This is a genomic window from Tardiphaga robiniae (assembly GCF_013359755.1).
Classification (GTDB): domain Bacteria; phylum Pseudomonadota; class Alphaproteobacteria; order Rhizobiales; family Xanthobacteraceae; genus Tardiphaga; species Tardiphaga robiniae.
The window spans coordinates 22,960-48,250 of sequence record NZ_JABMCJ010000076.1 but is presented as its reverse complement, the minus strand read 5'-3'; the positions used below and the strand labels follow the sequence as shown (position 1 = coordinate 48,250).

Below are 25,291 nucleotides of genomic sequence, written 5' to 3'. Positions count from 1 at the left end.
AATTGGCTGATCCCGGAGGAGCCGCGCGGTAGCGAGATGACGACGTTCCTCGCATTCGCTGTATCGATATACCCGGCGCCGATAGAATAAGGCGGTAGCTATACAAGTTCTCAGTTCACCTGCCGCTCTTTCCCGACCCAATAAGGATCGCGCAACTGCCGTCGCAGGATCTTGCCCGACGCATTGCGTGGCAATGCTGCGATGAAGTCGATCGTCTTCGGCGCCTTGAATCCCGCGATGCGCTCGCGCGTGAACTTCATCAGGTCGGTTGCGCCGAGCTCCTTGCCGGGCTTCAGCACCACCACGGCCTTCACCGCTTCGCCCCATGTATCGTCGGGAATACCGATGACGGCAACTTCGGCGACATCCGGATGATCGCAGATCGCGCTCTCGACTTCGGCGGGATAAATGTTTTCGCCGCCGGAGATGATCATGTCCTTGATACGGTCGTGGATGTAGAGGAAGCCGTCTTTGTCGAGATAGCCGGCGTCGCCGGTGCGCAGCCAGTTGTCGCGGCCGAGCGTGCGCGCGGTGGCGTCCGGCAGATTCCAGTAGCCGACCATGTTGGACGCCGAGCGCGTCGCGATCTCGCCGACCTCGCCCATAGGCAGCTGTTTGCCGTCGACATCGAGGATGGCGATTTCGATTCCCGGTAGCGCCTTGCCGGCGGAACGCATGCAGTCGCGGCCCTCGACGTGATCTTCCGGGGCGAGCACCACGATGGTACCGGTGGTCTCGGTCATCCCGTACATCTGCACGAAGCCGCAGCCGAATACGCTGATGCATTCCTTGAGCAGGGCGGCGGGAATCGGCGATGCGCCATACATGATGTAGCGCAGCTTGCTGAAATCCATCTCGCGCGCACGCGGCTGCCGCACGATGAACTGCATCGCCGCCGGCACCAGGAACAGTTTGCTGATACCGTAGTCCCGAAAGAAATCCAGTATCTTGTTGGGATCGAACTCCCGCGCGATCACGCTCTTGGCGCCGTGATAGAGGCCGAACACCGCCCAGCCGACTCCGCCGATATGAAATACCGGCATCGCCACCAGCGAGACGTCGTCGGCGGTCCAGACGTTCCAGTCGGGGTTCTCGTCGGTGCCGCCGATGCGCAGCAGTGACAGGAAATTCTGATGCGACAGCATCGCGCCTTTCGGCTTGCCTGTCGTGCCCGACGTGTAGAGCTGGATCGCGACATTGTCCTTAGTCATTGTGAGGTTAGGATCGCGCTCGCTCTGCGCGTCACGCCAGGCCGTAAAGTCCTGCCACTCGGTTGCGCCGCCTTCCATGGTCATGACGATGCGCACGCCCGGCATTTGTGGCTTGAGGCTGCGAACGAGATCGACGAATTCCGGTCCGACGAACAGGACGCTTGCCTTGGCGTCGTCGACAATGAAGGCGATCTCCGGTCCGGCGAGCCGCCAGTTCACCGGCGCCGTCACCACCTTGGCCTTCACGGCGCCGGCAAGAAGCTCGATGAAGAGGTCGCTGTTCTTGCCGAGATAGGCGATGCGTTCGTTCGGCTTGACGCCGAGCGCCATCAGCCCGTTGGCGACGCGGTTGGCATTGCGATCGAGTGATCTGTAGCTGGTCTCGCGGCCCTCGAACACCAGCGCAATTGAATCGCCGCGCGTCTGTGCTTGCACGCGAATGACATCGGCCAGCGTGGCCGCTTCCGCAACGGACATGTGTCTCCCTCCCGCAGTTTATTAGTTGCGGCGAGTGTGCGGGCGTCCGGTTGTGCTGACAAGATGGGAAAGGTGCTGCGGTGCGGTGAGACAGGTGCCGGGAGGTCGTTTAGCCGACGTTGCGCGTCCTACGCTGTTTTGCAAAATAGCGTGCAGGCGGCTCGCCAAACGCCCGTCGAAACATCGCGATGAAGTTGCTGGACGTGGCATAGCCGAGCGCTTCGGCGACATCCGCGACGGGTTCATTGGCGGCCAGCCGTTCCAACGCCAGCGTGAGACGCGCCTGCTGCCGCCACTGCGTGAAGCCCATGCCGGTCTCCGTCATGAAGATGCGACGTGCCGTTCGTTCCGACAGGCCAGCCCATTCGCCAAGCTCATGCAGCGTGCGCGCGTCATGCGGCCGCCGGATCAGCGCATTGGCGATACGCAAGGCGCGGATATCCGTCGGCATCGGCAGATGCAGCGGCTCCTGCGGCGCACCGCGGATTTCGTCGAGCAGCACGGCCACGACGCGCGTCTGCGCCGGCGTGAGCCGATCCGCATTCGTCCAACCCGCAGCGCGTCTGACGAGCGCGCGCAGCAGATCGCTGACACCCATGACGCAGGGCTGCGACGGCAATGTCCGGCTCGCGGCCGGCGTCAGGAGTACGCCCCATCCGCTCAGTACACCGCTCAGGGTTACCTTGTGATGGAGCCCGGGCGGCAGCCAGCCGATGCGCTGCGGCGGCAGTAGCCACGAGCCCTGTTTCGTGTGCAGGCGGATCAATCCGCTTTCGATACAGAACAACTGGCCGCGGCGGTGATGATGCCAGTCGAGTTCGCGGGTGCCGAGCCGAAATGCATCGCCGGGCTCATCGCTGCCCCAGATGGCGATTGCGGATGGTCCGTCGAGGCGCTCGGTGAGCGAGGTCATGACACCATGCCTTTTCAGAACCGCTCCAGCCTGGCCGATTCTCATTATTTTGCGTCCGAATGTCGTTAACGGGTTTGAGCGACCGGGTCTATCTCCGCATGCAGATCAACGAACAGTCAGGAGACGACGATGAGCCTCGATAACGGTGCCTTTCTCATTCACGATGTTGCGGCGTTCCCGATCGTGTGGGTCCGGCATGATGAGCTTCAGCCGGGAAGTGCGGCGCAGTGGGAGGTCGAGATGGACGATCTCATCGGCCGCAAGCAGCCTTTCGTCATGATCATGGCCAGTCATCATCATGATGAGGCGCATGAAGATCGCAAAGCGAGGGGGCTTTGGCTCAAGCGCAACAAAGCGACGCTCGCGCTGCTTTGCCGTGCCATCATTGCCGTCGAGCCGAATGCCGTCACACGCGTTCTCGTGGAGGCCCAGTCGGCACTTGCGACGAAGGCGTTCGGCATCAGTTCCGCGGTCGTTGCGTCCGAGGACGAGGCCATGAGGGTTGCGCACGAGCGGTTGCAGGTTGCGCGTTGATCAAAAAACAAAGCGAGGCTTCCCGCATGGGAGAGCCTCGCTGCCGGTCGAATTATTTTGGCGGCCCTTACCCCCGCTGCGCCTTGTCCTTTTCGTTCTGCGCTTTGATGCTGTCGCGTGCCTGGATCCATTCGGCATCGGACCAGTCGCGCAGCTGATAGAAGTTGCCACCCATGGCGAGCGCTTGTGCGCCGTCCATGGCGATGGTCTCGCCACTGATCCAGTCGCAGCCGCCGGAGATCAGAAACACCGCAAGGTTCTGCAGTTCTTCCATCTTGCCGACGCGGCCCATCGGGTTCTGCGCGCGGGTGCGTGCACCGGCCTCGTCGCCGGGCTTGATGCGCTTGCTCATGCCTTCAGTGGGGATTTCGCCGGGCGCGATGGTGTTGAGGCGGATGCCGTAGCGGCCCCATTCGGTCGCCAGCGACATGGTCATGGCATGGATCGCCGATTTGCTCATGGCGGAGGGCACCACATAGGGGCTGCCATTGCGTACCCAGGTCACGGTGATCGAGACCACGTTGCCCGGCACCTTGTCGGCGATCCAGCGCCGGCCGACTGCATGGGTCATGTAGAATGTGCCGTGCATCACCGTGTTGGCGACCGCGTCGAAGCCGCGCGCCGACAGGTCCTGCGTCCGCGAGATGAAATTTCCGGCGGCGTTGTTGATCAGGTCGGTGAGGGGGCCATCGGCCCAGATGCCTTCGATCATCGCATCGACCGCCGCGGCGTCGCGGATGTCGACGCCGTGGCTGGAGACCTTGCCGCCAAATTCCGCCATCAGCTCGGTTGCGGTCTCGTCGCATACAGCCTTGCGGCGACCGCAGATATGCACTTCGGCGCCGAGTTCGAGGAATTTCGCCGCCATCGATTTGCCGAGACCGGTGCCACCGCCGGTGACGAGGATTTTTCGGCCTGCGAGGAGCTGCTGATTGAACATGGGAGGGTCCTGCTTTAAGAGGATGCGGACGGGTTAATTAGTTGATTGACTAAACCCGATACCGCTTGCGTGTAAAGCGGGAAGAAAAACAAGTCTAGGAAGGAAACCACCCATGGAAGACCGCATCTCTGTGTCCATGACGGATGGCGTTGCCGATGTTCGGCTGGTCCGCGCGGACAAGATGAATGCGCTGGATGCGGCGATGTTTGCGGCATTGGTCGATACCGCCGAGCGCCTGAGCCGGGAGAAGGGGCTGCGCGCGGTCGTGCTGTCCGGCGAGGGCCGGGCGTTCTGCGCCGGCCTCGACATGGGACGATTCGCCGCGATGAACGACAATGGCGGCGACGGTATCGGCGGTGCGCAGAAGCGCGACCTCGCGCTGCGCACCCACGGTCTTTGCAATCATTCCCAGCAGGCGGTGTGGGGCTGGCGCCAATTGCCGGTGCCGGTGATTGCCGCTGTGCATGGCGTCGCCTTTGGCGGCGGCTTCCAGGTCGCGCTCGGCGCCGACATGCGCTTTCTCGCGCCGGACACGCGCATGTCGGTGATGGAAATCAAATGGGGCCTGGTGCCTGACATGGCCGGCACGCCGATCCTCGCCAGCCTCGTGCGCGACGATATCCTGCGCGACCTCACTTACACCGGCCGCATCTTCTCGGCGCAGGAAGCGCTGAGCTACGGTCTCGCCACGCGCATCTGTGACGACCCGCGCGCCGCGGCGCTCGAGACGGCGCGCGAGATCGCCGGCAAGAGCCCCGATGCGATCCGCGCCGCCAAGCGCATGCTCAACAATCTTGCGGTCGATCCCGGTCCGGCGCTGCTCGCCGAATCCGCCGAGCAGATGAAACTGATGGGTGGACCGAACCAGACCGAAGCCGTGCGCGCGAATATCGAGAAGCGTGCGCCGAAATTTGTGGATTAGCCCGCGACGTTCTCAGCCGTCATTGCGAGCCCTGAGAAAGTTGGACTTCCAACTTTCTTTGGGCGAAGCAATCCAGAAAGTCACAAACGAAGACTGGATTGCTTCGTCGCAAGGGCTCCTCGCAATGACGGCGAAGAGTTCATCAAAAATCAAAAACAAAAATCCGGAAACGTATCCATGTCGACAAATTCCCTGTTTCAAGGCGTCATCTCAGGCGATCGCCGCCGCGGCTTTGCCGAACTGACCGAACGTGCGAGCCGCATCGCCGGCGGGCTGTCGCGGCTTGGCGTCAAGCAAGGTGACAGCGTCAGCATCCTGATGCGCAACGACATCGCGTTTCTCGAAGCGGCCTATGCGGTGGCGCAGCTCGGCGCTTACGGCGTGCCGGTGAATTGGCATTTTAAGCCGGAAGAGATCACTTATGTGATCAAGGACTCCGGCAGCAATATCCTGATCGCCCATGCCGACATGCTGCATCAGCTGCGCGAGGCGATCCCGCAGGGCATCGTGTCGCTGAGCGTGCCGACGCCGCCGGAGATCATTGCCAACTACAAGGTCGATCCGGCACGGCTCGGCACCCCGGATGGCGCCATCGATCTGGAGAGCTGGCTGACCGAACAGGCGCCCTATGACGGCCCCGCGCTGCCGCAGCCGCACAACATGATCTACACGTCGGGCACCACCGGCCATCCAAAGGGTGTGCGCCGTTTTGCGCCGACACCGGAGCAGGCGGCGTCCGCCGACCAGATGCGTGCACGCGTCTATGGCCTCAAGCCCGGCGCGCGCGCATTGCTGCCCGGACCGCTCTATCACTCGGCCCCCAATGCCTTCGCGCTGCGCGCCGGGCGCCTCGGTGGCGTGCTGGTGATGATGCCGCGCTTCGATCCCGAAGAATTCCTGCGCGTGGTGCAGGACGAGAAGATCGACACCATCTTCATGGTGCCGACCATGTTCATCCGGCTGATGAAGCTGCCGGAAGACGTCCGCAAGAAATACGACATGTCGTCGCTGCGCCACATCATCCATGCCGCCGCGCCGTGCCCGGCCGACGTCAAGACCGCGATGATCGACTGGTGGGGCCCGGTGATCTACGAATTCTACGGCTCCACCGAATCCGGCGCGGTGACCTTCGCGAATTCCGAAGACGCGTTGAAGAAGCCGGGTACTGTCGGCAAGATCGCGCCCGGCGCGGAATTGCGCTTCCTCGGCGACGACGGCCAGATCCTGCCGCAGGGCGAGATCGGCGAAATCTATTCGCGCATATCAGGCAATCCGGATTTCACCTATCACAACAAACCGGAAAAGCGCGCCGAGATCGACCGCGACGGTTTCATCACCTCGGGCGATGTCGGCTATCTCGATGCCGACGGCTATGTCTTCATCTGCGATCGCAAGCGCGACATGGTGATCTCCGGCGGCGTCAATATCTATCCCGCCGAAATCGAGTCCGCGCTGCATGCGCTACCCGGTGTGCATGACTGCGCCGTGTTCGGTATTCCCGATGAGGAGTTCGGCGAGTCCCTGATGGCGGTGATCGAGCCGCAGCCCGGCGTGGTGCTTGACCTGGCGACGGTGCGCGCGGACCTCAAGAAAGCGCTGGCCGACTACAAGGTGCCGAAGCAGATGGAGATCCAGAGCAATCTGCCGCGCGAAGACTCCGGCAAGATATTCAAGCGCCGGCTGCGCGATCCTTATTGGGCCAAGGCTGGCCGGACGATCTAGGAGGGTGATGATGCGCGTGGCAACGGTTGGAAACAAACTTGCCGCGCAGATCGCGGCAATCACGCTCCTGGTGGCAGCGTTTGCCGGTCCTGCAGTTGCCGTCGACCTCGAGCCGAAGCAGATACTCGCCCCAAGCGGGAAGCTGCGTGTCGGGCTCTATCCGGGAACACCGACGTCTATTCTCGTATCGCAAACCGAAGGCCCGCGTGGTGTCGGCTACGATCTCGGCAAGGAGCTCGCGCGGCAATTGGGCGTGCCCTATGAGCCGGTGGTGTTCTCCAGGAATGCCGAGGTTCTCGAAGCGGTGAAGACAGGCGCCGTCGATGCCGCTTTCACCAATGCGTCGGCTGCGCGTGCGAACGACATGGATTTCGGCCCGTCTTATCTGGAAAGCGATCTTGGCTATCTCGTCGCGAAAGAGTCCAGGGTTGCGGGGCCCGATGATGTCGACGTCAAGGGCGTCCATGTCGGCGTCACCGCCGGAAGTTCATCCGACGCGGTTCTGTCACGCGATTTGAAGAATGCCGAAGTCGTTCGCGTGCCGGCCATCAGGCTTGCGCCCGGCTTGCTGATGGCCGGCAGCATCGATGTGTTCGCCACCAACAAGGCGACACTGTTCGAACTCGCAGAGCAGGCGCCGGGCGCGAGGGTGCTGGATGGCCGCTGGGGTGTCGAGCGACATGCCATCGCGATCCCCAAGGGGCGCGATGCGGGGATGGCATTTGTCCGCAAATTCACCGAGGATGTGAAGGCGCGGGGACTGGTCGATGCGGCCATCGTACGGTCCGGACTGCGCGCTGCGACCACAGCCAAGTAGCCATATCAAGTAGCAACGACACGAGATTGTTGCGCGATATTACAAGAGGGACGACCATCCATGCCCGTGTCTTTGCCTGTTTCCTTGCTTGAGCCCATGAAACTGGCCATCGCCACGGCGGCTGCGCTGCTGTCTTTCACCAGCCCGTCGCTGCACGCCCAGACGTTCCCCAGCAAGCAGGTGACGATCCTGGTGCCCTATGCGGCCGGCGGTGCGGTTGACGTGCTGGCGCGGACCCTCGCCCAATCGCTGTCGAAGACTTGGGGCCAGCAGCCGGTGGTGGACAACCGTCCGGGCGCCGGCGGCATCATCGCCTCGCAGGCCCTCGCGAAGTCGCCGCCCGATGGCTACACGCTGATCCTTGTCGCGTCGGGCCATCCGCTCAATCAGTTCTTCTATCCGAAGCTGCCCTACGACACGTTCAAGGATTTCACCGCGATCAGCGAAGTCGCCTATTCGCCGCTGGCCATTGTCGTGTCCAAGGACAATCCCGCCAAGAACCTGCAAGAGTTGCTGGCGCAGGCAAAAGCCAAGCCAGACTCGCTGTCCTATGGCATGTCGGGCAATGGCACCTCGGCGCATCTCGCCGGCGAATTGTTGAACCACATGGCCGGCACCAAGATCGTCTCGATCCCCTATAAGGGCGGCGCACCGGCGCTCACGGCAGTGATCGCCGGCGACATTCCCATGAGCATCAATCCGCTGCCCGAGATCGTCGGGCAGCTCGAAGGCGGCGCGGTGCGTGCCGTGGCGGTGACGACGGCGACGCGCTCGGCGGCGCTGCCCAATGTGCCGACGGTCGCCGAATCCGGCGTCGCCGGTTATGATACGGCGGTGTGGTGGGGCTTCCTCGGACCTGCCGGTATGCCGGCCGATGTCGTGGCGAAGATCCATGCGGATCTGGTGACGGCGCTGAAGGATCCGGTGGTGCTGGCGGCGCTGAAGAAGATCGATGCCACGCCGGTCGGTTCCTCGCCGGCCGAGTTCGACAAGTTCATGCATGCCGAAGCGGACAAATGGGGGCCGGTGCTGAAGGCGGCAAACATCAAGGTCCAGTAAGCAATATGACTGAACGTTCGAACCAGTGGCACGTCGGCCTGATCGGCTATGGCGAAGTCGGGCGCATTCTCGCTGAAGACCTGCGCAAGCAGGATATGTCAGTCAGCGCCTATGATCTCAAGCTCGACGGCGCAGATGCCGGGGCGCTGCGCGACCATGCCGAGACCCATGGCGTCACGCTCGCATCCTCGCATGCCAATTTGGCGTCACGCGCCGACTTCATCGTCTGCGCTGTCACCGCGAGCCAGACCGTGCCGGCCGCGCAGGCTTGCGTGCCGGGTCTGAAGCCGCAGGCGTGGTTTCTCGACTTCAACTCCGCATCGCCGGGTGCCAAGCAGCGCGCCGCGGCGCTGATCGACGGTGCCGGCGGGCGCTATGTCGAGGGCGCGGTCATGACCTCGATCCCGCCATACCGCATCAAGGTGCCGCTGTTGCTCGGCGGTACCGGCGCGCGCGATCTCGCGCCACTGCTCAACGCCATCGGCTTCGATGCGAAAGTCGCCAGCGACAAGCTTGGCGTCGCCTCGGCGACCAAAATGTGCCGCAGCATCATGATCAAGGGCCTCGAGGCCATGGTGATCGAGAGCTTTACCACCGCGCGCGCCTATGGCGTCGAGGACGCGGTGATCGCGTCGCTGGTCGAGACGTTTCCATCCATCGACTGGGAGAAGCAGGGTGCCTATTTCTTCCAGCGTGTCATCGAACACGGCCGCCGCCGCAGCGAGGAAGTGCGCGAGGTTGCCGAGACCGTGCGCGAGATCGGCCTGACGCCGTGGTCGGCGGAGGGGACGGCCGAGCGCCAGGGCTGGATCGCGGATCTCGCCGACGACGGGCTGTTCGGCACCAAGGGCGAGGCGGGTTTCGCGCGCAGCGCCGACTGGCGCACCGAGGCGGATCGGATCTTAGGTAAGGTAAAGCCACGAAGCTGAGTTTCGGGACACTGCTGGGCGCTGCAACTTCGTCTTGCGTCGCAGCATGACTTGCGACCAAATGGGGCGCCGGCAACTTCCTGGAGCGTCCTTGTGTCCCTGACCCTGTCCACCGAAGAACCCGCATCCCAGCGCGGTGACGATCCTGCTCACCAGGAGGCCGATGCCCGGCTGCGCGAGGACATCCGGCTGCTCGGCCGCATCCTTGGCGACACCGTGCGCGATCAGGAAGGCGAGGCGGTATTCGCCCTCGTCGAAAACATCCGTCAGACCTCGGTCCGTTTTCACCGCGACGAGGACAAGCTGGCGCGGCGTGAACTCGAAGCCATTCTCGACGGCATGTCGATCGCCGAGACCGTGCGCATCGTTCGCGCCTACAGCTATTTCTCCCATCTCGCCAATATCGCGGAGGACCAGAACAACATCCGCCGGATGCGAGCGCAGCGCGCGAATGCGGCCAACGCATCGGGCACGCTGGCCCATGCGGTGAAGCGCGCGCGCGAAGCCGGCATCGATGCGGCGCTGCTCAGCAAGTTCTTCGGCCAGGCGCTGATCAGTCCGGTGCTGACCGCGCATCCCACGGAAGTGCGCCGCAAGAGCACCATCGACCGCGAAATGGAAATCGCGGCATTGCTGGACCGGCGCGAGCGTATGCAGCTCACCGCCGAGGAGATTGAGGCGTCCGAGGAACAGTTGCGCCGCGCCGTCGTGACGCTGTGGCAGACCAATCTGCTGCGCCGGAGCAAGCTGACGGTGCTCGACGAGGTCGCCAACGGATTGTCGTTCTACGACTACACGTTCCTGCGCGAAGTGCCGCGGCTGCATTGTGTGCTGGAAGACAGCCTGCGCGCGCAGGGCGGCGCTGCCGAACTCGGCTCGTTCCTGCGCATGGGCAGCTGGATAGGCGGCGACCGCGACGGCAATCCGTTCGTCACGGCAGATGTGATGCGCGGCACCATGATGCTGCAGAGCAGGCGCGCCTTCAGCTTCTATCTCGACGAACTCCACGCGCTGGGCGCGGAACTGTCCATGGCGGCGCATCTCGCGGATGTCTCCGATGAACTCCGCGCATTGGCCGAACGCTCCCCTGATCCATCGCCGCACCGCGCTGGCGAGCCCTATCGTCTGGCGATCTCCGGCGTCTATGCCCGCATGGCGGCGACGGCCCATGCGCTCGAATTGCCGAACCGCCGCGCGGCCGTGGGCGATGCCCCGGCTTACGCATCGGCGCAGGAGTTCAAGGCCGATCTCGATGTGCTCGATCGTTCGCTGATCGCTGATAATTCCGCAGTCATCGCCCGCGGCCGGCTGCGGCAACTGCGCCGCGCGGTGGATTGCTTTGGATTCTATCTCGCCAGTCTCGACATCCGGCAGAATTCCGCTGTGCATGAGCGCACCGTCGCCGAACTGATCGACGCGGCGATGCCCGGCACGTCCTATCTCGCGCTCGGCGAGGAAGCGCGCATCGCGCTGCTGACGAATGAATTGAAGAATGCGCGGCCGCTCGGCTCGCTGTTCGTCAAATACAGCGATGAGACGCTGGGCGAACTCGCACTGTTCCGTATGGCGGCGCAGGTTCATGCGAAATTCGGCGCGGCGGCAATCCCCCAATGCATCATCTCCATGTGCAAGGGCGTCTCCGACATGCTCGAAGTCGCGGTGCTGCTGAAGGAAGTCGGGCTCGTCGATTGCTCCGGCCGCAGCGCCATCAATATCGTGCCGTTGTTCGAAACCATCGAGGATCTGCAGGCTTCTGCAGCCATCATGGACCGCATGTTCTCGCTGCACGACTATCGCAAGCTGGTCGACAGCCGCGGCGCGGTGCAGGAAGTCATGCTCGGCTATTCCGACAGCAACAAGGATGGTGGCTTCGTTACGTCCGGCTGGGAACTGTACAAGGCCGAGATCGAGCTCATCGAAGTGTTCGAGCGGCATCACATCCGGCTGCGGCTGTTTCATGGCCGCGGCGGCTCTGTGGGCCGCGGCGGCGGCCCGAGCCACGATGCGATCCTGGCGCAGCCCGGCGGCGCGGTGGACGGGCAGATCCGCATCACCGAACAGGGCGAGATCATCTCCAGCAAATATTCCAACGCCGAGGTCGGCCGCAACAATCTGGAGATCCTGGCCGCCGCGACGCTGGAAGCGAGCCTGCTGGCGCCGAAGCACAGCGCGCCGCGCCGCGAATATCTCGAAGCCATGGAGGAGATTTCCGAACTGGCCTTCAAGGCCTATCGCGGGCTGGTCTATGAGACCGAGGGCTTTGTCGATTACTTCTGGGAATCCACCGTCATCAACGAGATCTCGACGCTGAACATCGGCAGCCGTCCGGCCTCGCGCAAGAAGACCCGCGCCATCGAGGACCTGCGCGCCATTCCCTGGGTGTTCTCATGGGCGCAGTGCCGCTTGATGCTGCCCGGCTGGTATGGTTTCGGCAGTGCCATCGAGGCGTGGCTCGCCAATCATCCCGACAAGGGCATGGCGTTCCTGCAGGAGATGCACCGCGAATGGCCGTTCTTCCGCACGCTGTTGTCCAACATGGACATGGTGCTGGCCAAGAGCTCCATCGCCATCGCCTCGCGCTATGCTGAGCTCGTCGCCGACCAAAAGCTGCGCGAGACCATCTTTGGCCGCATTCGCGGCGAATGGCATCTGTGCATCGAGACGCTGCTGGATATCATGGAGCAGGAGCGCTTGCTGCAAAACAACCCGCTGCTCGATCGCTCGATCCGCAACCGTTTCCCGTATCTCGATCCGCTCAACCACGTGCAAGTCGAGCTGCTGAAAGAGCACCGTGCGAATAATCCGGACGAGCAGGTGCTGCGCGGGATTCAGCTGACGATCAATGGCATCTCGGCGGGGCTGCGGAATAGCGGGTAGTCGTGGAGACGCTACGTCCTATCCCTACGTCATGGCCGGGCTTGACCCGGCCATCCATCTTCTCCGTTGCTTGCCGCAAAGCTGGATGCCCGGGTCAAGCCCGGGCATGACGTGGAGAGAGTCGCGCGAAGCGGCTGGCTGCGACGTGGGTCCCTCAACAGAAATGCGCGCCCTGCGTTTCCACATAGACCGCATAGAGTGACTGGCTCGCCGTCATGAACAGCCGGTTGCGCTTCTTGCCGCCGAAACACACGTTCGCGCAGGTCTCCGGCAGCTTGATCTGGCCGATGCGCTGGCCGTCCGGCGCAAAGATCTGCACGCCGTCATAGCCCTCGCCGACCCAGCCGGCGCCGACCCAGATATTGCCTTCGGTGTCGACGCGCAGCCCGTCAGGGAAGCCGGACTTGCCATCCAGCGTCATGTCGATCAGCGGCTTCGCATTGCTGAGCTTGCCGCCGTCGACGTCGTACTGCCAGACGACATTCTTGGCATTGGGATAATGCGTGATGCCGGTGTCGCAGACATAGAGTTTCTTGTAATCCGGACTGAAGGCGAGCCCGTTCGGCTTGAACGGATCGTCCGCGACCTTGTTCACCTGGCCGCTCGCTGGATCGATGCGATACACCGCTTCCTTCTGGTACGGTTGCGTGACGCCCGCCGCCGCGCGTTGTCCTTCATAGAGATTGATGGCGCCGTAGCCGGGATCGGTGAACCAGATCGCCTTGTCGATCGGATTGACCACCATATCGTTCGGTCCGTTCAGCGGCTTGCCGTTTGCCTGTTCAGCCAGCGTCGTGACGCTGCCATTATGCTCGAAGCGGACCAGACGCGTGCGCTGCGCGGAAAGCTGGCGGCCCTCGGTGTCGAACGAATTCCCGTTGCTCTCCTCGGATGGATAGCGGAAGCGCTCGGAGATGTGGCCGTCATCGTCGAGATAACGCAACTGGCGATTGGCAGGGATATCGCTCCAGATCAGATACTGACCCTGTGCATTCCACGCCGGTCCCTCCGCCCACAGGCAGCCCGTATAGAGCCGCTTGATGACGGTGTTGCCGACTCTCGCCTTGAAGCGATTGGCGTCGATGACGACAATATCAGGATCGGGATAGCGCTGCGGCTCCGCACCGCGACCGAAGTTGCGCGCGAGTGCATCAGGTGCGATCAGCGTCGTCGCTGCCAATGCAGCGGCGCTGCCTAGGATATTTCTGCGACTGAGTGAGTGGGATGGTGCGGCGGGGTGAGCAGAGTCTTGCGTGAGCTGAGTTGGCATCGTCGTCCTCCCGGCTTTTCTGGTTTTCTCCAGCCGTTGCCAGCAGTCTAAATACCGTTGCGACGGCGATGCTACACAATTCGATGCTGCCGCGCGGTCATGGCGGTGCACAAGCGCGCATCGCAGCGCAGTGAACGTTTTGATAGTTCCATGCGACCAACACCAAAGCTCTCATTTGATGCGCGGTTCCCCATGTCGTCGTTTCGCTGTCACATATGTGTTGCAGTCGCTTCTGCAGCATTGCTGTTCGCCACATCATTGTCAGCGCACGCGGATAATGGATGTCGCCCGCCGATGGATCAGCGGATGATCGCAGGCTGTAGCGATATCATCGATCGTCCCGGCGCAACGGATGCCGAGCGCTCCGAAGCGCTTCGCCTTCGCGCCATCGGGAACTTCGAACTCGGCCATATGGAGGCGGCGCGCGCGGATTTTACTGCGTTCATCGCACTCAATCCTGATTTTGCGAAAGGCTATGGCGCGCGCGCCATGGTCCACAACCGCCTCGACGAATTCGATCTGGCTATCGCGGATGCTAACAAGGCGATCGCCCTCGATCCCACTTACGCCTCGGGCTTCGGCTCGCGGGCGAGCGCCTATGAATCCAAGGGCGATTTCGTGCGGGCGCGCGCCGATTATGACAAGGCGATTCGCCTGCAGCCGGGCAATTCGTCCTACCATCGCGGACGCGGAATGTTGCGCAAGAGATTGGCCGACATCGATGGCGCGATCGCAGATTTCTCGGAAGCCATCCGCGTCGATCCGAAAGACTATGCGGCGTTCGCATTGCGCGGTAACAGCCGTGCCGCCAAGAAAGACTTTAGCAAGGCGCTGGCCGATTACGACGCTGCGCTGCAGATCAAGCCCGGCGACACCTATGCCCACCGTGGTCGCGCTGACGTCAGGATTCGACGGGGCGACAATGACGGCGCGATCGCGGATTTCGACGTCGTTCTGGCCGGCGATCCGAACGACGTCGGCGCCCATGTTGACCGCGGCATCGCCTTTGCGCGCAAGGGCGATTTTGCCGGCGCGATCCCGGACCTGGACGCGGCGCTAAAGCTGAGGCCGGACGATCCCGACACCCGTAACCGGCGATCGCATATGAACTTCATCGAGGGACATTTCGCCGAGGCTGCCGCCGACTTCGGCGATGTGGTCGAGAAGACGCCGCAATACGAACTGGGCAAGCTGCTGCGCTACATCGCGCGGGCACGCAGCGGCGACTACGACGTGGGCGAGCTGAAACGCAATACCGATACGCTCGATCGCAAGGGCTGGCCATGGCCGATGGTCGCGGTCTATCTCGGCCAGATGAGTCGCGAGGAGATGCTCGCCATAATGAAGGACATGCGGCTGGAGGACGACTTCGGCCCTTGCGGCGTGTCGTTCTATCTCGGTCAGTATCTGATGGTGAAGCACAAGCCGCAGGAAGCGTTGCCCTATCTGAAAAAGGCAGCTGAGGTGTGCCGGGGCGATGGCGAATTCGAGCGTGACGCTGCGCGGAACGAGCTCAAGCGGCAGCAGGCGTCGAACTGACAAACAAAAAAGGGGCAGCGCCAGCGCTGCCCCTTTGAGATCGTCATGCGAGCGCGCTCAAACCTCGTGCTTGTCTGACACGAAGATCGCGATGAGCGTGATCACCGCGGCGGCGAGCACGTAATAGCCGATGTAAGCGAGCCCATAATTCGCCTGCAGCCAGGTGGCGATATAAGGCGCCAGCGAGGCACCGAAGATGCTCGCCAGATTGAACGTCATCGACGCGCCGGTATAGCGCACGGTGGTCGGGAACGGTGCCGCGAGTGCGGCGCCGATCAGGCCGTAATTGATGCCGAAGATCGCCAGACCGATCAGCGCGAAGGCATAGATGCCCGCCACGCCGCCTGACAGCAGCGGCGCCAGGAAGAACGAGAACACGATCACCATCAGGCAATTGGCGATCAGCAGCGTGCGGCGACCGATCTTGTCGGCGAGCAGGCCGGCCAGGATGTTGGTGGTGCCGAAGGCGACGGCGCCGGCGATCTGCACCTTGAGCGCATCGAGCAGCGACATCTTCGCGATACCGACATTGTAGGACAGCAGATAGGCCGTGCAGACATAGAAGAATACGAAGGTCATCAGACCGACCAGTGTGCCGAGCACGAGGCTGCGCTTGTGCTTGCGCAGCAGCTCCATGCTGGGGACGGCAACGCGCTCGGCCTTCTCGATGGCCTTCTGGAATTCCGGCGTCTCGGTGATCGACAGGCGCACCCACAATCCGATGGCGATCAGCACGATGGAGGCGAGGAACGGCACGCGCCACGCCCAGCTCAGAAACGTTTCCGGCGAGACGAAATGCAGCAGGATGAAGAACGTGCCGGACGACAGGAACAGGCCGAGCGGCGCACCGAGCTGCGGGAACATGGCGTACCAGTTGCGCTTGCCTTCCGGTGCGTTCTCGGTGGCGAGCAGCACTGCGCCGCCCCATTCACCGCCGAGTCCAAAGCCCTGGCCAAAACGGCACAGCACCAGCAGCAGTGGCGCGGCAAGGCCGATCTGCGCATGCGTCGGCAGCAGGCCGATCAGCACGGTCGAGATGCCCATGGTGAGCAATGCTGCGACCAGCGTGGTCTTGCGGCCGACGCGATCGCCGAAATGGCCGAACACGACGGCGCCGAACGGACGCGCAAAGAACGCGATCGAGAACACCGCGAAGGACGCGAGCAGCGCGGCGGTGTCGTTGCCAGCCGGGAAGAACAGTTTTGGAAACACCAGCACCGCGGCGGTGGCGTAGACGTAGAAGTCGAAGAATTCGATCGTGGTGCCGATCAGGCTCGCCAGCAAAACGCGGGCGGGGGAATTCAGCGGCTTGGAATGCGGCATGGCCGCGGAGGGCATCGCGCCCGCGTGATCTGTCATGATGTTCGTCCAGCAAATGCGGTTTCGTCCGCACATGCGTGACGTCAAACCCGTATTGCTGGTGACATAGCCGGTCTTGGCCGGCGTTTGAATTCTTTATGACGAAATTAGCTCGATCTCGGGTCAGATAAGACCGCTATGCATAGCTATTTGAGTAATATTGTTTCGTTTTAAATTCTGGGTTGTAGAAATCGGCTCGCGGGACTGATGCTCCCGCGAGCCGATTAGACGCTTAGACCGGATCCCAGCTGAAAATGTCAGCCGAACGGTCGAGCTTGTAGAACGACGACTTTAGCGCCGGCATGCCGTGTTCGGCGAGGCTCTGCGGGGTCCAGCCTTCGGCGCGGTGGATGGAGCGTAGCGGGCGCGACTGGCCCATCAGGAAGATCTCGTTCATGCGCGCGGCAAAGATCTGTCCGGAGATTTCCTTGGCGTCGTCGGAGAGCAGATGCGCCACCAGCGGTGCGATCTTTTCCGGACCCATGCGCTGCATGCGTTCGACGCGGGCCTTCTGGGCTTCGGTCTCGGTCGGGATGCTGCCGATCATGCGGCTCCAGGCGAAGGGCGAGACGCAGTTCGAATTGACGCCAAAGCGGCCCATGTCGAGCGCGATCGACTTCGACAGGCCGACGATGCCGAGCTTGGCGGCCGAATAGTTGGCCTGGCCGAAATTGCCGATCAGGCCCGAGGTCGAGGTGAAGTGCACGAACGAGCCGGAGTTCTGCTCGCGGAAGTAACGCGCGGCGGCGTGCGAGGTGTAGAACGAGCCCATCAGATGGACCTTGATCACCATCTCGAACGCATCGATCGACATCTTGTGGAAGATCGCGTCGCGCAGGATGCCGGCATTGTTCACCACACCGTCGATCTTGCCGTAGGTATCCACGGCCTGCTTGATGATCTTGCTGGCCGGGATCGCTTCGGCGACGGACTCGAAATTGGCAACGGCGGTGCCACCGGCTGCTTTGATTTCCTCGACGACCTGCTCGGCCGGAGCCGCGCCATCGCCGCCCGAACCGTCGGTGCCGACGCCGGGATCGTTGACGACGACCTTGGCGCCTTCAGCCGCGCAGAGCAGCGCAATGCCACGGCCGATGCCGCGACCCGCGCCGGTGACGACGATGACCTTGCCGTCGAGTGATTTGGTAGATGCCATGTGGGTTTTCCTTTGGTGGTGAATTCTGGCGAAATATTCTCAGTCGTCATACGCGGGCTTGACCCGCGTATCCATCTGTCTTCGCAAGATGCCTTTTCCGAAGAAGATGGATTGCCGGGTCAAGCCCGGCAATGACACCGAGGGTGAGTTACTTCTCGTTCGTAAAAATCACCGTGCCCGACGCGGCGAACATGCCGCCGACGCCGTGACAGACGGAAATCTTCGCGCCCGGCACCTGCGCCGGTGCGATGCCGCGCATTTGTCGCACGCTCTCCTGCAGCGCATACATGCCGTACATGCCGGAATGCATATAGCTGAGGCCGCCGCCATTGGTGTTCATCGGCAGCTTGCCGCCGGGGCGGGTGTTGCCGTCGGCAATGAACTTGCCGGTCTCCTCATGCGGCATGAAGCCGAGATCGCCGAGACCATACAGCGGCAGATGCGCGAAGGCATCGTAGATCATCAGGTGATCGACGTCCTTGTGCGTGATCCCTGCCTCGCGGAACGCAGTCGGCCCGGCCACGGTGAAGGCGCGCGATGAATCGAAGGTCCTCATCTGGCTGACCATCGGCGTTTCTACGCTCTCGCCGGTGCCGAGAATATAGACCGGCTTGTTCGGGAAATCCTTGGCGCGATCCGCCGAGGTCAGGATCAGCGCGCCGCCGCCATCGGTGACGAGGCAGCATTGCAGGATGCGGAACGGATAGGCGATCATCTTCGAGTTCAGCACGTCCTCGACCGTGATCGGCGCCTTCATCATCGCGCGCGGATTCTTCGCCGCCCATTCGCGCTGGAATACGGCGACCGAGGCGATCTGCTCATGGGTGATGCCATGGGTCTTCATGTAGCGCAGCACCGGAATCGGGAACATGCTCGGCGGACCGTAGACGCCATAAGGCGCCTCGAACTGGCCTTGCAGGCTGTCCGCCGGAATCGAGCGCGGCAATTTGCCGATCATCGACTTGCCGCTTTCGGCATGGGTGATCAGAACCGTCTTGCACAGGCCGGCCTCGATCGCCGCGGCCGCGTGGCGAACATGCAGCATGAAGGAACAACCGCCCACCGATGTGCCGTCGACCCAGGTCGGGGTGATGCCGAGATAATGCGCGATCTGCTGCGGCGTTTCGACCGCGGTAGCGATGCCGTCGATGTCGGACAGTTTCAGCCCGGCATCCTTGATGGCGTTGAGCGCCGCATCCGCGTGAAGCTGGAGCTGCGACATGTTCGGGATGACGCCGAGCTCGGTGGTCTCGGCTGCGCCGACAACGGCGACTGCGTTTCTGCGCATGATCTCAGCCCTTCGCCGGACGGAATACGGGGAGGGTGATGGCGTCGTCGAGCTTCTCGAAGGCGACCTCGAGCTTCATGTCGAGTTCGAGCGCTTCGGGCGTCTGCGGGCAATCGATGATGTTGCTCATCAGCCGCGGACCTTCCTCAAGCTCGACCACGGCAATCGCGTAAGGCGGCGTGAAGCCCGGCGCGGCGGGCCGGTGATTGATGACGTAGCTGTAGAGGAAACCCTTGCCCGAGGCCTTGAACACCGACACCTTGCGCGAGGCGCAGCCGGGACAAAACGGCCGCGGCGGAAAATACACATTGCTGCAATCGTCGCAGCGCTGCAGGCGGAGTTCGCCGGCTTTTGCGCCGTCCCAATAATGCTGGGTTTCCGGTGTCGGTTTCGGCCGCGCGCGGGCTGGTTCAGCCATGTGTCGTGTTCTCTCCCTTGGACGGGGATTTGGCCCCGTTCGTTGTCCTCTGGATGGACATTCCACATTCCACCGGGGGCGGTCCAGCGCGCGTGCTGCATGGCCGTATCTGCTCACTGCGGGACGACGTGGAATTCCGGTTGAAATACGTGCGAGGCTTGTCCCGCTGCAACCAGGCAGGGTAGGTTGGTACGGATGGTTCAGGGAGCATGACGTGAAGCTGCGCGAGATCGCCCATTCCCGCACAGGTGACAAAGGCAACATTTCCAACATCTCGGTAATTGCCTTTGACGCAAAGCTATATCCGTTGATAGTATCCCAGGTGACCGCCGCGCGCGTGAAGGCCCTGTTTGCGGGCATCGTCGCGGGCGAGGTGGTCCGCTACGAGCTGCCCAATCTCGCAGCGTTGAACTTCGTGATGGATCAGGCGCTTGGCGGCGGGGTGACGCGATCGCTGGCGCTCGATGCGCATGGCAAATCGCTCAGCTCCGCGCTGCTCGATCTGGAAATCGAGGACACTTTCGGCGATACCGACCGGGCGCCGTGACCACCTGCGGGTCCGGCATGACACACAGGATGCCGCGACCATGAGCAACGACTTCCACCAGACCGCACCGACCCTCGCCAGCCTGGCCGCCGATCTCGCTGCCGGCCGCACCACGTCCCGCAAACTGGTCGAAGCCTGTCTGGCCAAAATCGCCGATCCGAACGGCGAGGGCGAGCGTACTTTCATCCATGTCGACAAGGATGCGGCACTGGCCGCCGCCGATGCCATGGATGCGCTGCGCAAGGCCAATGCCGCGCCGTCGCGCTTTGCCGGCATTCCGATCTCCATCAAGGATCTGTTCGACATCAAGGGGCAGGTGACCCGCGCCGGTTCGCGCGCGCTGGACGATTCCGCGCCGGCCGATGCCGACGCGCCCACCGTCGCGCGTCTGCGCCGCGCCGGCTTCGTGGTGATCGGCCGCACCAACATGGTCGAATTCGCCTATTCGGGCATCGGCACCAATCCGCATTACGGCACGCCCAAAGGCGCGTGGAAGCGCGAGGTTGGCCATGTGCCCGGCGGCTCGTCCTCCGGCGCCGCCGTTTCCGTGCTCGATGCCATGGCGCATGCGGCATTGGGTACCGACACCGGCGGTTCCTGCCGCATTCCCGCGGCCTTCAACGGCATCGTCGGCTACAAGCCGACGCAGCGCCGCGTGCCGCTCGATGGCGCGGTGCCGCTGTCCTTTACGCTCGACAGCATCGGTCCGCTCGCGCGCTCGGTCGCCTGTTGCGCGGCGATGGATGCTGTGCTGGCCGGCGAACCGGAATTTGAGCTCACGCCGCGCCCGATCAAGGGCATGCGCCTCGCTGTACCGACCACCATGGCGATGGACGATCTCGATCCTGTTGTCGCAGCAGCGTTCGAGCGTGCGCTGAAGAAGCTCGCCGCGAAGGGCGCGATCATCGAGCGCATCGAAGTGCCTGAGTTCAACGACATCGCGCCGATGAGCACCAAGGGCGGCTTTACGGCGGCTGAGAGCTACGCCTGGCATCGCTATCTCCTGGCCAGCAAGGGTGACGTCTATGATCCCAGAGTCTCGCTGCGCATCCAGCGCGGCGAGACCCAGAACGCCGCCGACTATCTCGATCTCCTGCCGATGCGCCGTTCGTTGATCGCGCGCACCGAAAAGCGCATCGCTCCTTACGATGCGCTGGTGCTGCCGACCTGCGCGATCACGCCGCCGTCGATTGCCGACATGGCTGACGACAAGGTGTTCTCGAAGCAGAACCTGATGGCGCTGCGCAACTGCACGCTAATCAACATGATCGACGGCTGCGCCATCTCGCTGCCGATCCACGCAAAGGACGAAGCGCCCGTCGGCCTGATGCTGGCAGCCGCCGGCGGCGCGGACCGTCGCATCTTCGAACTCGCTGCGGGGATGGAGACGCTCGTTCGTGGCTGATGTTTTCTAACCTCTCCCCGCAGGCGGGGAGAGGGAGCGCGACGCCGGAGCTCACTTTCAATTGCAAGCAAGGAAGAACCATATGACCACCGAGATCGCGTTCACGCTGGACGCAAAAGGCAGTAAGACGCCGTTGACGCTCAAGATCACGCAGGGCGTCATCGCCGGCTGGACCGGCCGCGATCCCGTCGCACGCGATCATCACATCAAGGAACTCGAGGCGCTCGGCATCGCGCCGCCGGCCTCGACGCCGATCTACTACCGCTGCTCGGCGCGCCGCTTCACCACTGACGGCATGATCGAATGCACCGACGAGAATTCCTCGGGCGAAGTCGAATTCTGCCTGATCGCGTCAGGCGGCAAGACCTATGTCGGCGTCGGCTCCGACCATACCGACCGCAAGGTCGAGACCTACAACATCACCGTGTCGAAGCAGATGTGCGACAAGCCGATCGCACCTGTCGTGTGGGAGCTCTCCGAACTGCTTCCGCACTGGGACCAGATCATTCTGCGCTCCTGGGCCACCATCAAGGGCGAGAAGGTGCTGTATCAGGAGGGCCTGCTGAGCGGCATGCTGCCGGTGGCCGAACTGATCAAGAAAGGTTTCGACAGCGACAAGCTGCCAGACGGCACCGCCATGTTCGGCGGCACCTTCGCCGCCAAGGGCGGCATCCGTCCGGCCGATCGTTTCGACTACGAGATCGAAGACCCCGTGCTGAAGCGCAAGATCAGCCATGGCTATGATGTGAAGACATTGCCGGTGGTGGGCTGAAGTTCCTAACCTCTCCCCGCATTGCGGGGAGAGGTCGATCCGGCGAAGCGCAGCGCAGCCGGAGCGGGTGAGGGGCGGTCACCGCTGGCGGCCCCAGTCACTCGCTCTCGGGTCTCTCGTTTTTCGATCCGATGGTCGGGTGTTTTTTACGTCTGCCGTGCCTCGCCCCTCACCCGGCCGGCTTCGCCGTCCGACCTCTCCCCGCAAAAGGCGGGGAGAGGTTAGGGGCCCAGAAATCGGGTGGTTTCACCCGCCCATCTCCCTAAAATGGCCAACAGGCCATGACAACATGATCGCGGCCGGATGACGGAGGCGATGACATGGTTTCACTCGCGAAGAAGCGTCCAGAAAACAATGACGCCGCGCCGCAGGCGCGCGTTGCCGCCATCGACTGGCAGCGCATCGGCGCCGAACTCGACGTCCAGGGCTGCGCCGTGTTCGAGAAACTGCTCACGCCCGATGAGTGTCGTCACCTCGCATCGCTCTATCCCGACGATTCCCGTTTCCGCAGCCGCATCGTCATGGGCCGCCACGGCTTCGGCCGCGGCGAATACAAATATTTCAACTATCCGCTGCCCGATCCGATCGCCGGCCTGCGTCCGGCGCTCTACGGACCATTGAGCACAATCGCCAATCGCTGGAACGAGGCGATGGGGATCGACGTGCGCTTTCCCGCCGATCACGCCGCGTTTCTCAAGCGCTGCCACGACGCCGGACAGACCCGACCGACGCCGCTGCTGCTGCAATATGAAGCCGGGGACTACAACTGCCTGCATCAGGATCTCTATGGCGAACACGTGTTTCCGCTACAGGTCGCGATCCTGCTGTCGGCGCCACGTGAGGATTTCACCGGCGGCGAATTCGTGTTGACGGAGCAGCGTCCGCGCATGCAGTCGCGCGCCGAAGTGGTAGACTTGCGGCAGGGCGATGCCGTGGTGTTCGCCGTGCATCACCGACCGGTTGCCGGCACGCGCGGCAGCTACCGCGTCAATCTGCGCCATGGCGTCAGCCGCGTGAAGTCGGGCCGGCGCCATACGCTCGGGGTGATCTTTCACGATGCGAAGTGACGGGACGACTGAACAACCGCGATGACCGACCTGTTCGCCGATATCAGGGATGACCAGCCTGCGTGCGAAGAGCTCGCCGAGGGAGCCGTTCTGCTGCGCAACTTCTTCGCCGCCGAACAGCCGGATGTAATCGCCGCGCTGCGTATGATCGTGAAGGCGGCGCCGTTCCGCCATCTGGTCACGCCGGGCGGTCACACCATGTCGGTCGCGATGACCAATTGCGGCCGTGTCGGGTGGGTGTCGGATCCCCGGGGCTATCGCTACGACCCCGTCGATCCCGACAGCGGTAAGCGATGGCCCGAGATGCCGGTGCCGTTTCGCGATCTCGCCGCGCGCGCGGCGGTTCAGGCCGGCTTCGAGGCCTTCGTGCCGGATGCCTGTCTCATCAATCGCTACAAGCCCGGTGCCAAACTCTCGCTGCACCAGGACAAGGACGAGCTGGATCTGCGCGCCCCCATCGTCTCGGTCTCGCTCGGCCTGCCGGCGACATTCCTGTTCGGTGGTTTCACCCGCAGCGCGCCTCAGAAGCGCTATCGTCTGACCCATGGCGACGTCGTGGTCTGGGGCGGCCCGGCGCGGCTGGCCTATCACGGCGTCGCGCCGCTGCCGGACGGCGAACATCCGGTCATGGGCGGCCAGCGCATCAACCTGACCTTCCGCAAGACCTGCTGAACGAGACCTGTTGAGCGCTGCGTGTTGAACGCTTTCCTTGGCTGCCGCGACCATTCTATGGTCGGGTGGGGCGAGGGGACCATGAGCGAGCAGGAACGAACCGGCACACAGGCCGCCACCAGCAATGGCGCGGGCGTCTATCTCGCCGTTCTGCAACTGGTCTTCACGCTGGGCTGGGTCACCTATGTGATCTATCTGCCGAAGCTTGTCGCCGATGTCGGCATTGCGCCGACCGTCGTGATTGTCATCCTGATGCTCGATCAGGCGATTTTCACTGTGACCGATACGGCGATGGGTCTGGTCGCTGACAGGATCGCGCGCGTGGTCGGGCGGCTCGGTCTCATTGTCGGCATCCTGACCGCGGTGTCCTGCGCGGCCTTCGTCGCGCTGCCTTTCGTCGCCGGGCAGGGACCGAAGGCGCAAGTCGCGCTCATTGTATTGATCGTGATCTGGTCGGCGACATCCTCCGCCTTGCGCGCGCCGCCGCTGACATTGCTCGGCAAATATGCCGCGCGCCCGTCGCGGCCGTTTCTCGCTGCGCTGGCCATGCTCGGCTATGGCGTCGCCGGTGCGCTGGCGCCCTATCTCGGCGCGACATTGCGCGGCGTCGATCCGCGGCTGCCTTTCGTTGTTGCCGGCGTGGTTTTGCTGATCGTGACGCTGGCGCTGTCGCGCGTCGAGCGGGGCCTCGTGCAGGTCAGCGCCCGTGAGGCAAAGGCTTCGCCGGCGCAAGGCAAGGCGCTCGGCCGCATGCCCATGCTGTTCATCGCTGCCATGGTCATTCTCGCGCTTGGTTTCCAATTGCATTTCAGCATCAACAGCGCGCCGATGTTCCTGCGCTTCGCCAAGCCGGCCGATCTGGAATGGCTGATGCCGATATTCTGGATCGGCTTCAACATTGCGATGTTTCCGGCTAGCGCGGTGGTCAAGCGCCAGGGCGGAATCCTCGTCATCGGGGTAGCCGGGTTGCTCGGCGCGCTTGCGGTGATCGGCGCGGAGTTCGCAGTGAATCTCAACATGCTGATCGCGGCGCAGTTCATCGCCGGCGCCGCATGGGGCTGCATGATGATGAGCGCGGTGTCGGCGGCGATGGCGATCGGCGAGACCGGCGCCGAGGGCAAGGTCATCGGTCTCGTCTTCTCGGCGCTCGCACTCGCGACCTTCGCACGCATGGCCGCCGTCGCCGGCGGATTGCAGAAGCTGCCGGACTATGCGCCGTTGCTGCACTGGGCGCCCGTCGCATGCTGGGCGGTCGCCGGTGCTGGACTACTGGCGCTCGCTGCGGTTCGGTGGCAGCGGCGGAGCGCATCGATACCGGTTGTCTGATGCTTTCCGCGCGTCGGAATTCGATTTAATCGATCGATTAAATTTCGCTGGCCAAGGCATTCGGCCGCCAT

Annotated in this window: 22 protein-coding genes; 14 read left to right on the top strand and 8 right to left on the bottom strand. The window is 63.2% G+C overall.

The window, feature by feature from the left end:
* Positions 1-110: 110 nt before the first annotated feature.
* On the bottom strand, positions 111-1,688 hold the full coding sequence (locus tag HP556_RS07670; protein ID WP_175366516.1) for a fatty acid--CoA ligase: 1,578 nt from the start codon (positions 1,686-1,688) through the stop codon (positions 111-113).
* A gap of 109 nt (positions 1,689-1,797) precedes the next feature.
* Complete coding sequence (locus HP556_RS07665) at positions 1,798-2,601, bottom strand: AraC family transcriptional regulator (RefSeq protein WP_089265119.1); 804 nt, start codon at positions 2,599-2,601, stop codon at positions 1,798-1,800.
* Between the two features lie 240 nt (positions 2,602-2,841).
* On the opposite strand from HP556_RS07665, the gene HP556_RS07660 reads away from it, so the two are divergent.
* Entirely contained in the window at positions 2,842-3,135 is a 294-nt protein-coding gene (locus HP556_RS07660) for a hypothetical protein (RefSeq protein WP_139285773.1), read from the top strand.
* A gap of 67 nt (positions 3,136-3,202) precedes the next feature.
* Here the strand turns inward: HP556_RS07660 and HP556_RS07655 are convergent, their stop codons facing one another.
* Positions 3,203-4,075, bottom strand: coding sequence for an SDR family oxidoreductase (locus HP556_RS07655; protein ID WP_089265117.1), 873 nt, complete (start codon positions 4,073-4,075; stop codon positions 3,203-3,205).
* A gap of 112 nt (positions 4,076-4,187) precedes the next feature.
* On the opposite strand from HP556_RS07655, the gene HP556_RS07650 reads away from it, so the two are divergent.
* The 6 genes from HP556_RS07650 (at position 4,188) to ppc (ending at position 12,401) form a co-directional block, all read left to right on the top strand.
* Positions 4,188-4,997 carry a crotonase/enoyl-CoA hydratase family protein gene (locus HP556_RS07650; RefSeq protein WP_175366514.1) on the top strand — a complete coding sequence of 270 codons (810 nt, stop codon included), beginning with the start codon at positions 4,188-4,190 and terminating at the stop codon, positions 4,995-4,997.
* 177 nt (positions 4,998-5,174) lie between these two features.
* Positions 5,175-6,719, top strand: a complete 1,545-nt coding sequence (locus HP556_RS07645; RefSeq protein ID WP_175366513.1) for an acyl-CoA synthetase — start codon at positions 5,175-5,177, stop codon at positions 6,717-6,719.
* Between the two features lie 10 nt (positions 6,720-6,729).
* Positions 6,730-7,536, top strand: coding sequence for a transporter substrate-binding domain-containing protein (locus HP556_RS07640; RefSeq protein WP_175366512.1), 807 nt, complete (start codon positions 6,730-6,732; stop codon positions 7,534-7,536).
* A 60-nt stretch (positions 7,537-7,596) separates the two neighbouring features.
* A complete protein-coding gene (locus HP556_RS07635) occupies positions 7,597-8,595 on the top strand; it encodes a tripartite tricarboxylate transporter substrate binding protein (RefSeq protein ID WP_246297491.1) in 999 nt (332 codons plus the stop codon).
* A 5-nt stretch (positions 8,596-8,600) separates the two neighbouring features.
* Positions 8,601-9,524 (top strand): NAD(P)-dependent oxidoreductase, encoded by a 924-nt coding sequence (locus HP556_RS07630; RefSeq protein WP_175366511.1) that lies wholly within the window; start codon positions 8,601-8,603, stop codon positions 9,522-9,524.
* A 99-nt stretch (positions 9,525-9,623) separates the two neighbouring features.
* On the top strand, positions 9,624-12,401 hold the full coding sequence (gene ppc / locus HP556_RS07625) for a phosphoenolpyruvate carboxylase (protein ID WP_210269123.1): 2,778 nt from the start codon (positions 9,624-9,626) through the stop codon (positions 12,399-12,401).
* Positions 12,402-12,555: 154 nt separating this feature from the next.
* Here ppc and HP556_RS07620 read toward each other — a convergent pair whose 3' ends face one another.
* The gene (locus HP556_RS07620; protein ID WP_175366509.1) at positions 12,556-13,671 is read right to left on the bottom strand and encodes an SMP-30/gluconolactonase/LRE family protein; all 1,116 of its coding nucleotides are present in this window, start codon (positions 13,669-13,671) and stop codon (positions 12,556-12,558) included.
* A 306-nt stretch (positions 13,672-13,977) separates the two neighbouring features.
* On the opposite strand from HP556_RS07620, the gene HP556_RS07615 reads away from it, so the two are divergent.
* Entirely contained in the window at positions 13,978-15,210 is a 1,233-nt protein-coding gene (locus HP556_RS07615; RefSeq protein WP_175366508.1) for a tetratricopeptide repeat protein, read from the top strand.
* Between the two features lie 57 nt (positions 15,211-15,267).
* On the opposite strand, the gene HP556_RS07610 is transcribed toward HP556_RS07615, so the two are convergent.
* The 4 genes from HP556_RS07610 to HP556_RS07595 all read right to left on the bottom strand — a co-directional run bounded on the left by HP556_RS07610 (position 15,268) and on the right by HP556_RS07595 (position 19,431).
* Positions 15,268-16,569, bottom strand: coding sequence for an MFS transporter (locus HP556_RS07610; protein ID WP_175366507.1), 1,302 nt, complete (start codon positions 16,567-16,569; stop codon positions 15,268-15,270).
* 232 nt (positions 16,570-16,801) lie between these two features.
* The gene (locus tag HP556_RS07605) at positions 16,802-17,725 is read right to left on the bottom strand and encodes an SDR family NAD(P)-dependent oxidoreductase (protein ID WP_175366506.1); all 924 of its coding nucleotides are present in this window, start codon (positions 17,723-17,725) and stop codon (positions 16,802-16,804) included.
* Positions 17,726-17,873: 148 nt separating this feature from the next.
* A complete protein-coding gene (locus tag HP556_RS07600; protein WP_175366505.1) occupies positions 17,874-19,013 on the bottom strand; it encodes a thiolase C-terminal domain-containing protein in 1,140 nt (379 codons plus the stop codon).
* A 4-nt stretch (positions 19,014-19,017) separates the two neighbouring features.
* The gene (locus tag HP556_RS07595) at positions 19,018-19,431 is read right to left on the bottom strand and encodes a Zn-ribbon domain-containing OB-fold protein (protein WP_120291263.1); all 414 of its coding nucleotides are present in this window, start codon (positions 19,429-19,431) and stop codon (positions 19,018-19,020) included.
* A gap of 214 nt (positions 19,432-19,645) precedes the next feature.
* Between HP556_RS07595 and HP556_RS07590 the strand changes: the two genes are divergently transcribed.
* The 6 genes from HP556_RS07590 (at position 19,646) to HP556_RS07565 (ending at position 25,220) form a co-directional block, all read left to right on the top strand.
* Complete coding sequence (locus HP556_RS07590; protein WP_068735784.1) at positions 19,646-19,978, top strand: AtuA-related protein; 333 nt, start codon at positions 19,646-19,648, stop codon at positions 19,976-19,978.
* A gap of 40 nt (positions 19,979-20,018) precedes the next feature.
* Positions 20,019-21,383 carry an amidase gene (locus tag HP556_RS07585; protein WP_175366504.1) on the top strand — a complete coding sequence of 455 codons (1,365 nt, stop codon included), beginning with the start codon at positions 20,019-20,021 and terminating at the stop codon, positions 21,381-21,383.
* An 82-nt stretch (positions 21,384-21,465) separates the two neighbouring features.
* Positions 21,466-22,155 (top strand): DUF2848 domain-containing protein, encoded by a 690-nt coding sequence (locus HP556_RS07580; RefSeq protein WP_175366503.1) that lies wholly within the window; start codon positions 21,466-21,468, stop codon positions 22,153-22,155.
* 320 nt (positions 22,156-22,475) lie between these two features.
* Positions 22,476-23,222: a 2OG-Fe(II) oxygenase gene (locus HP556_RS07575; protein ID WP_175366502.1), complete on the top strand. Its 747-nt coding sequence runs from the start codon at positions 22,476-22,478 to the stop codon at positions 23,220-23,222.
* Positions 23,223-23,243: 21 nt separating this feature from the next.
* Positions 23,244-23,894 (top strand): DNA oxidative demethylase AlkB, encoded by a 651-nt coding sequence (alkB, locus tag HP556_RS07570; RefSeq protein WP_175366501.1) that lies wholly within the window; start codon positions 23,244-23,246, stop codon positions 23,892-23,894.
* 81 nt (positions 23,895-23,975) lie between these two features.
* Entirely contained in the window at positions 23,976-25,220 is a 1,245-nt protein-coding gene (locus HP556_RS07565; protein ID WP_175366500.1) for an MFS transporter, read from the top strand.
* Positions 25,221-25,291 lie beyond the last annotated feature (71 nt).

Coding starts and splice junctions, on each gene's coding strand:
- HP556_RS07585 (WP_175366504.1), top strand. CDS start 20,019: ATGAGCAACGACTTCCACCAGACCGCACCGACCCTCGCCAGCCTGGCC.
- HP556_RS07610 (WP_175366507.1), bottom strand. CDS start 16,569: ATGACAGATCACGCGGGCGCGATGCCCTCCGCGGCCATGCCGCATTCC.
- HP556_RS07640 (WP_175366512.1), top strand. CDS start 6,730: ATGCGCGTGGCAACGGTTGGAAACAAACTTGCCGCGCAGATCGCGGCA.
- HP556_RS07660 (WP_139285773.1), top strand. CDS start 2,842: ATGGACGATCTCATCGGCCGCAAGCAGCCTTTCGTCATGATCATGGCC.
- HP556_RS07670 (WP_175366516.1), bottom strand. CDS start 1,688: ATGTCCGTTGCGGAAGCGGCCACGCTGGCCGATGTCATTCGCGTGCAA.
- HP556_RS07580 (WP_175366503.1), top strand. CDS start 21,466: ATGACCACCGAGATCGCGTTCACGCTGGACGCAAAAGGCAGTAAGACG.
- HP556_RS07615 (WP_175366508.1), top strand. CDS start 13,978: ATGATCGCAGGCTGTAGCGATATCATCGATCGTCCCGGCGCAACGGAT.
- HP556_RS07635 (WP_246297491.1), top strand. CDS start 7,597: ATGCCCGTGTCTTTGCCTGTTTCCTTGCTTGAGCCCATGAAACTGGCC.
- HP556_RS07565 (WP_175366500.1), top strand. CDS start 23,976: ATGAGCGAGCAGGAACGAACCGGCACACAGGCCGCCACCAGCAATGGC.
- HP556_RS07605 (WP_175366506.1), bottom strand. CDS start 17,725: ATGGCATCTACCAAATCACTCGACGGCAAGGTCATCGTCGTCACCGGC.
- alkB (WP_175366501.1), top strand. CDS start 23,244: ATGACCGACCTGTTCGCCGATATCAGGGATGACCAGCCTGCGTGCGAA.
- HP556_RS07650 (WP_175366514.1), top strand. CDS start 4,188: ATGGAAGACCGCATCTCTGTGTCCATGACGGATGGCGTTGCCGATGTT.
- HP556_RS07620 (WP_175366509.1), bottom strand. CDS start 13,671: ATGCCAACTCAGCTCACGCAAGACTCTGCTCACCCCGCCGCACCATCC.
- HP556_RS07595 (WP_120291263.1), bottom strand. CDS start 19,431: ATGGCTGAACCAGCCCGCGCGCGGCCGAAACCGACACCGGAAACCCAG.
- HP556_RS07645 (WP_175366513.1), top strand. CDS start 5,175: ATGTCGACAAATTCCCTGTTTCAAGGCGTCATCTCAGGCGATCGCCGC.
- HP556_RS07655 (WP_089265117.1), bottom strand. CDS start 4,075: ATGTTCAATCAGCAGCTCCTCGCAGGCCGAAAAATCCTCGTCACCGGC.
- HP556_RS07630 (WP_175366511.1), top strand. CDS start 8,601: ATGACTGAACGTTCGAACCAGTGGCACGTCGGCCTGATCGGCTATGGC.
- HP556_RS07665 (WP_089265119.1), bottom strand. CDS start 2,601: ATGACCTCGCTCACCGAGCGCCTCGACGGACCATCCGCAATCGCCATC.
- HP556_RS07600 (WP_175366505.1), bottom strand. CDS start 19,013: ATGCGCAGAAACGCAGTCGCCGTTGTCGGCGCAGCCGAGACCACCGAG.
- HP556_RS07575 (WP_175366502.1), top strand. CDS start 22,476: ATGGTTTCACTCGCGAAGAAGCGTCCAGAAAACAATGACGCCGCGCCG.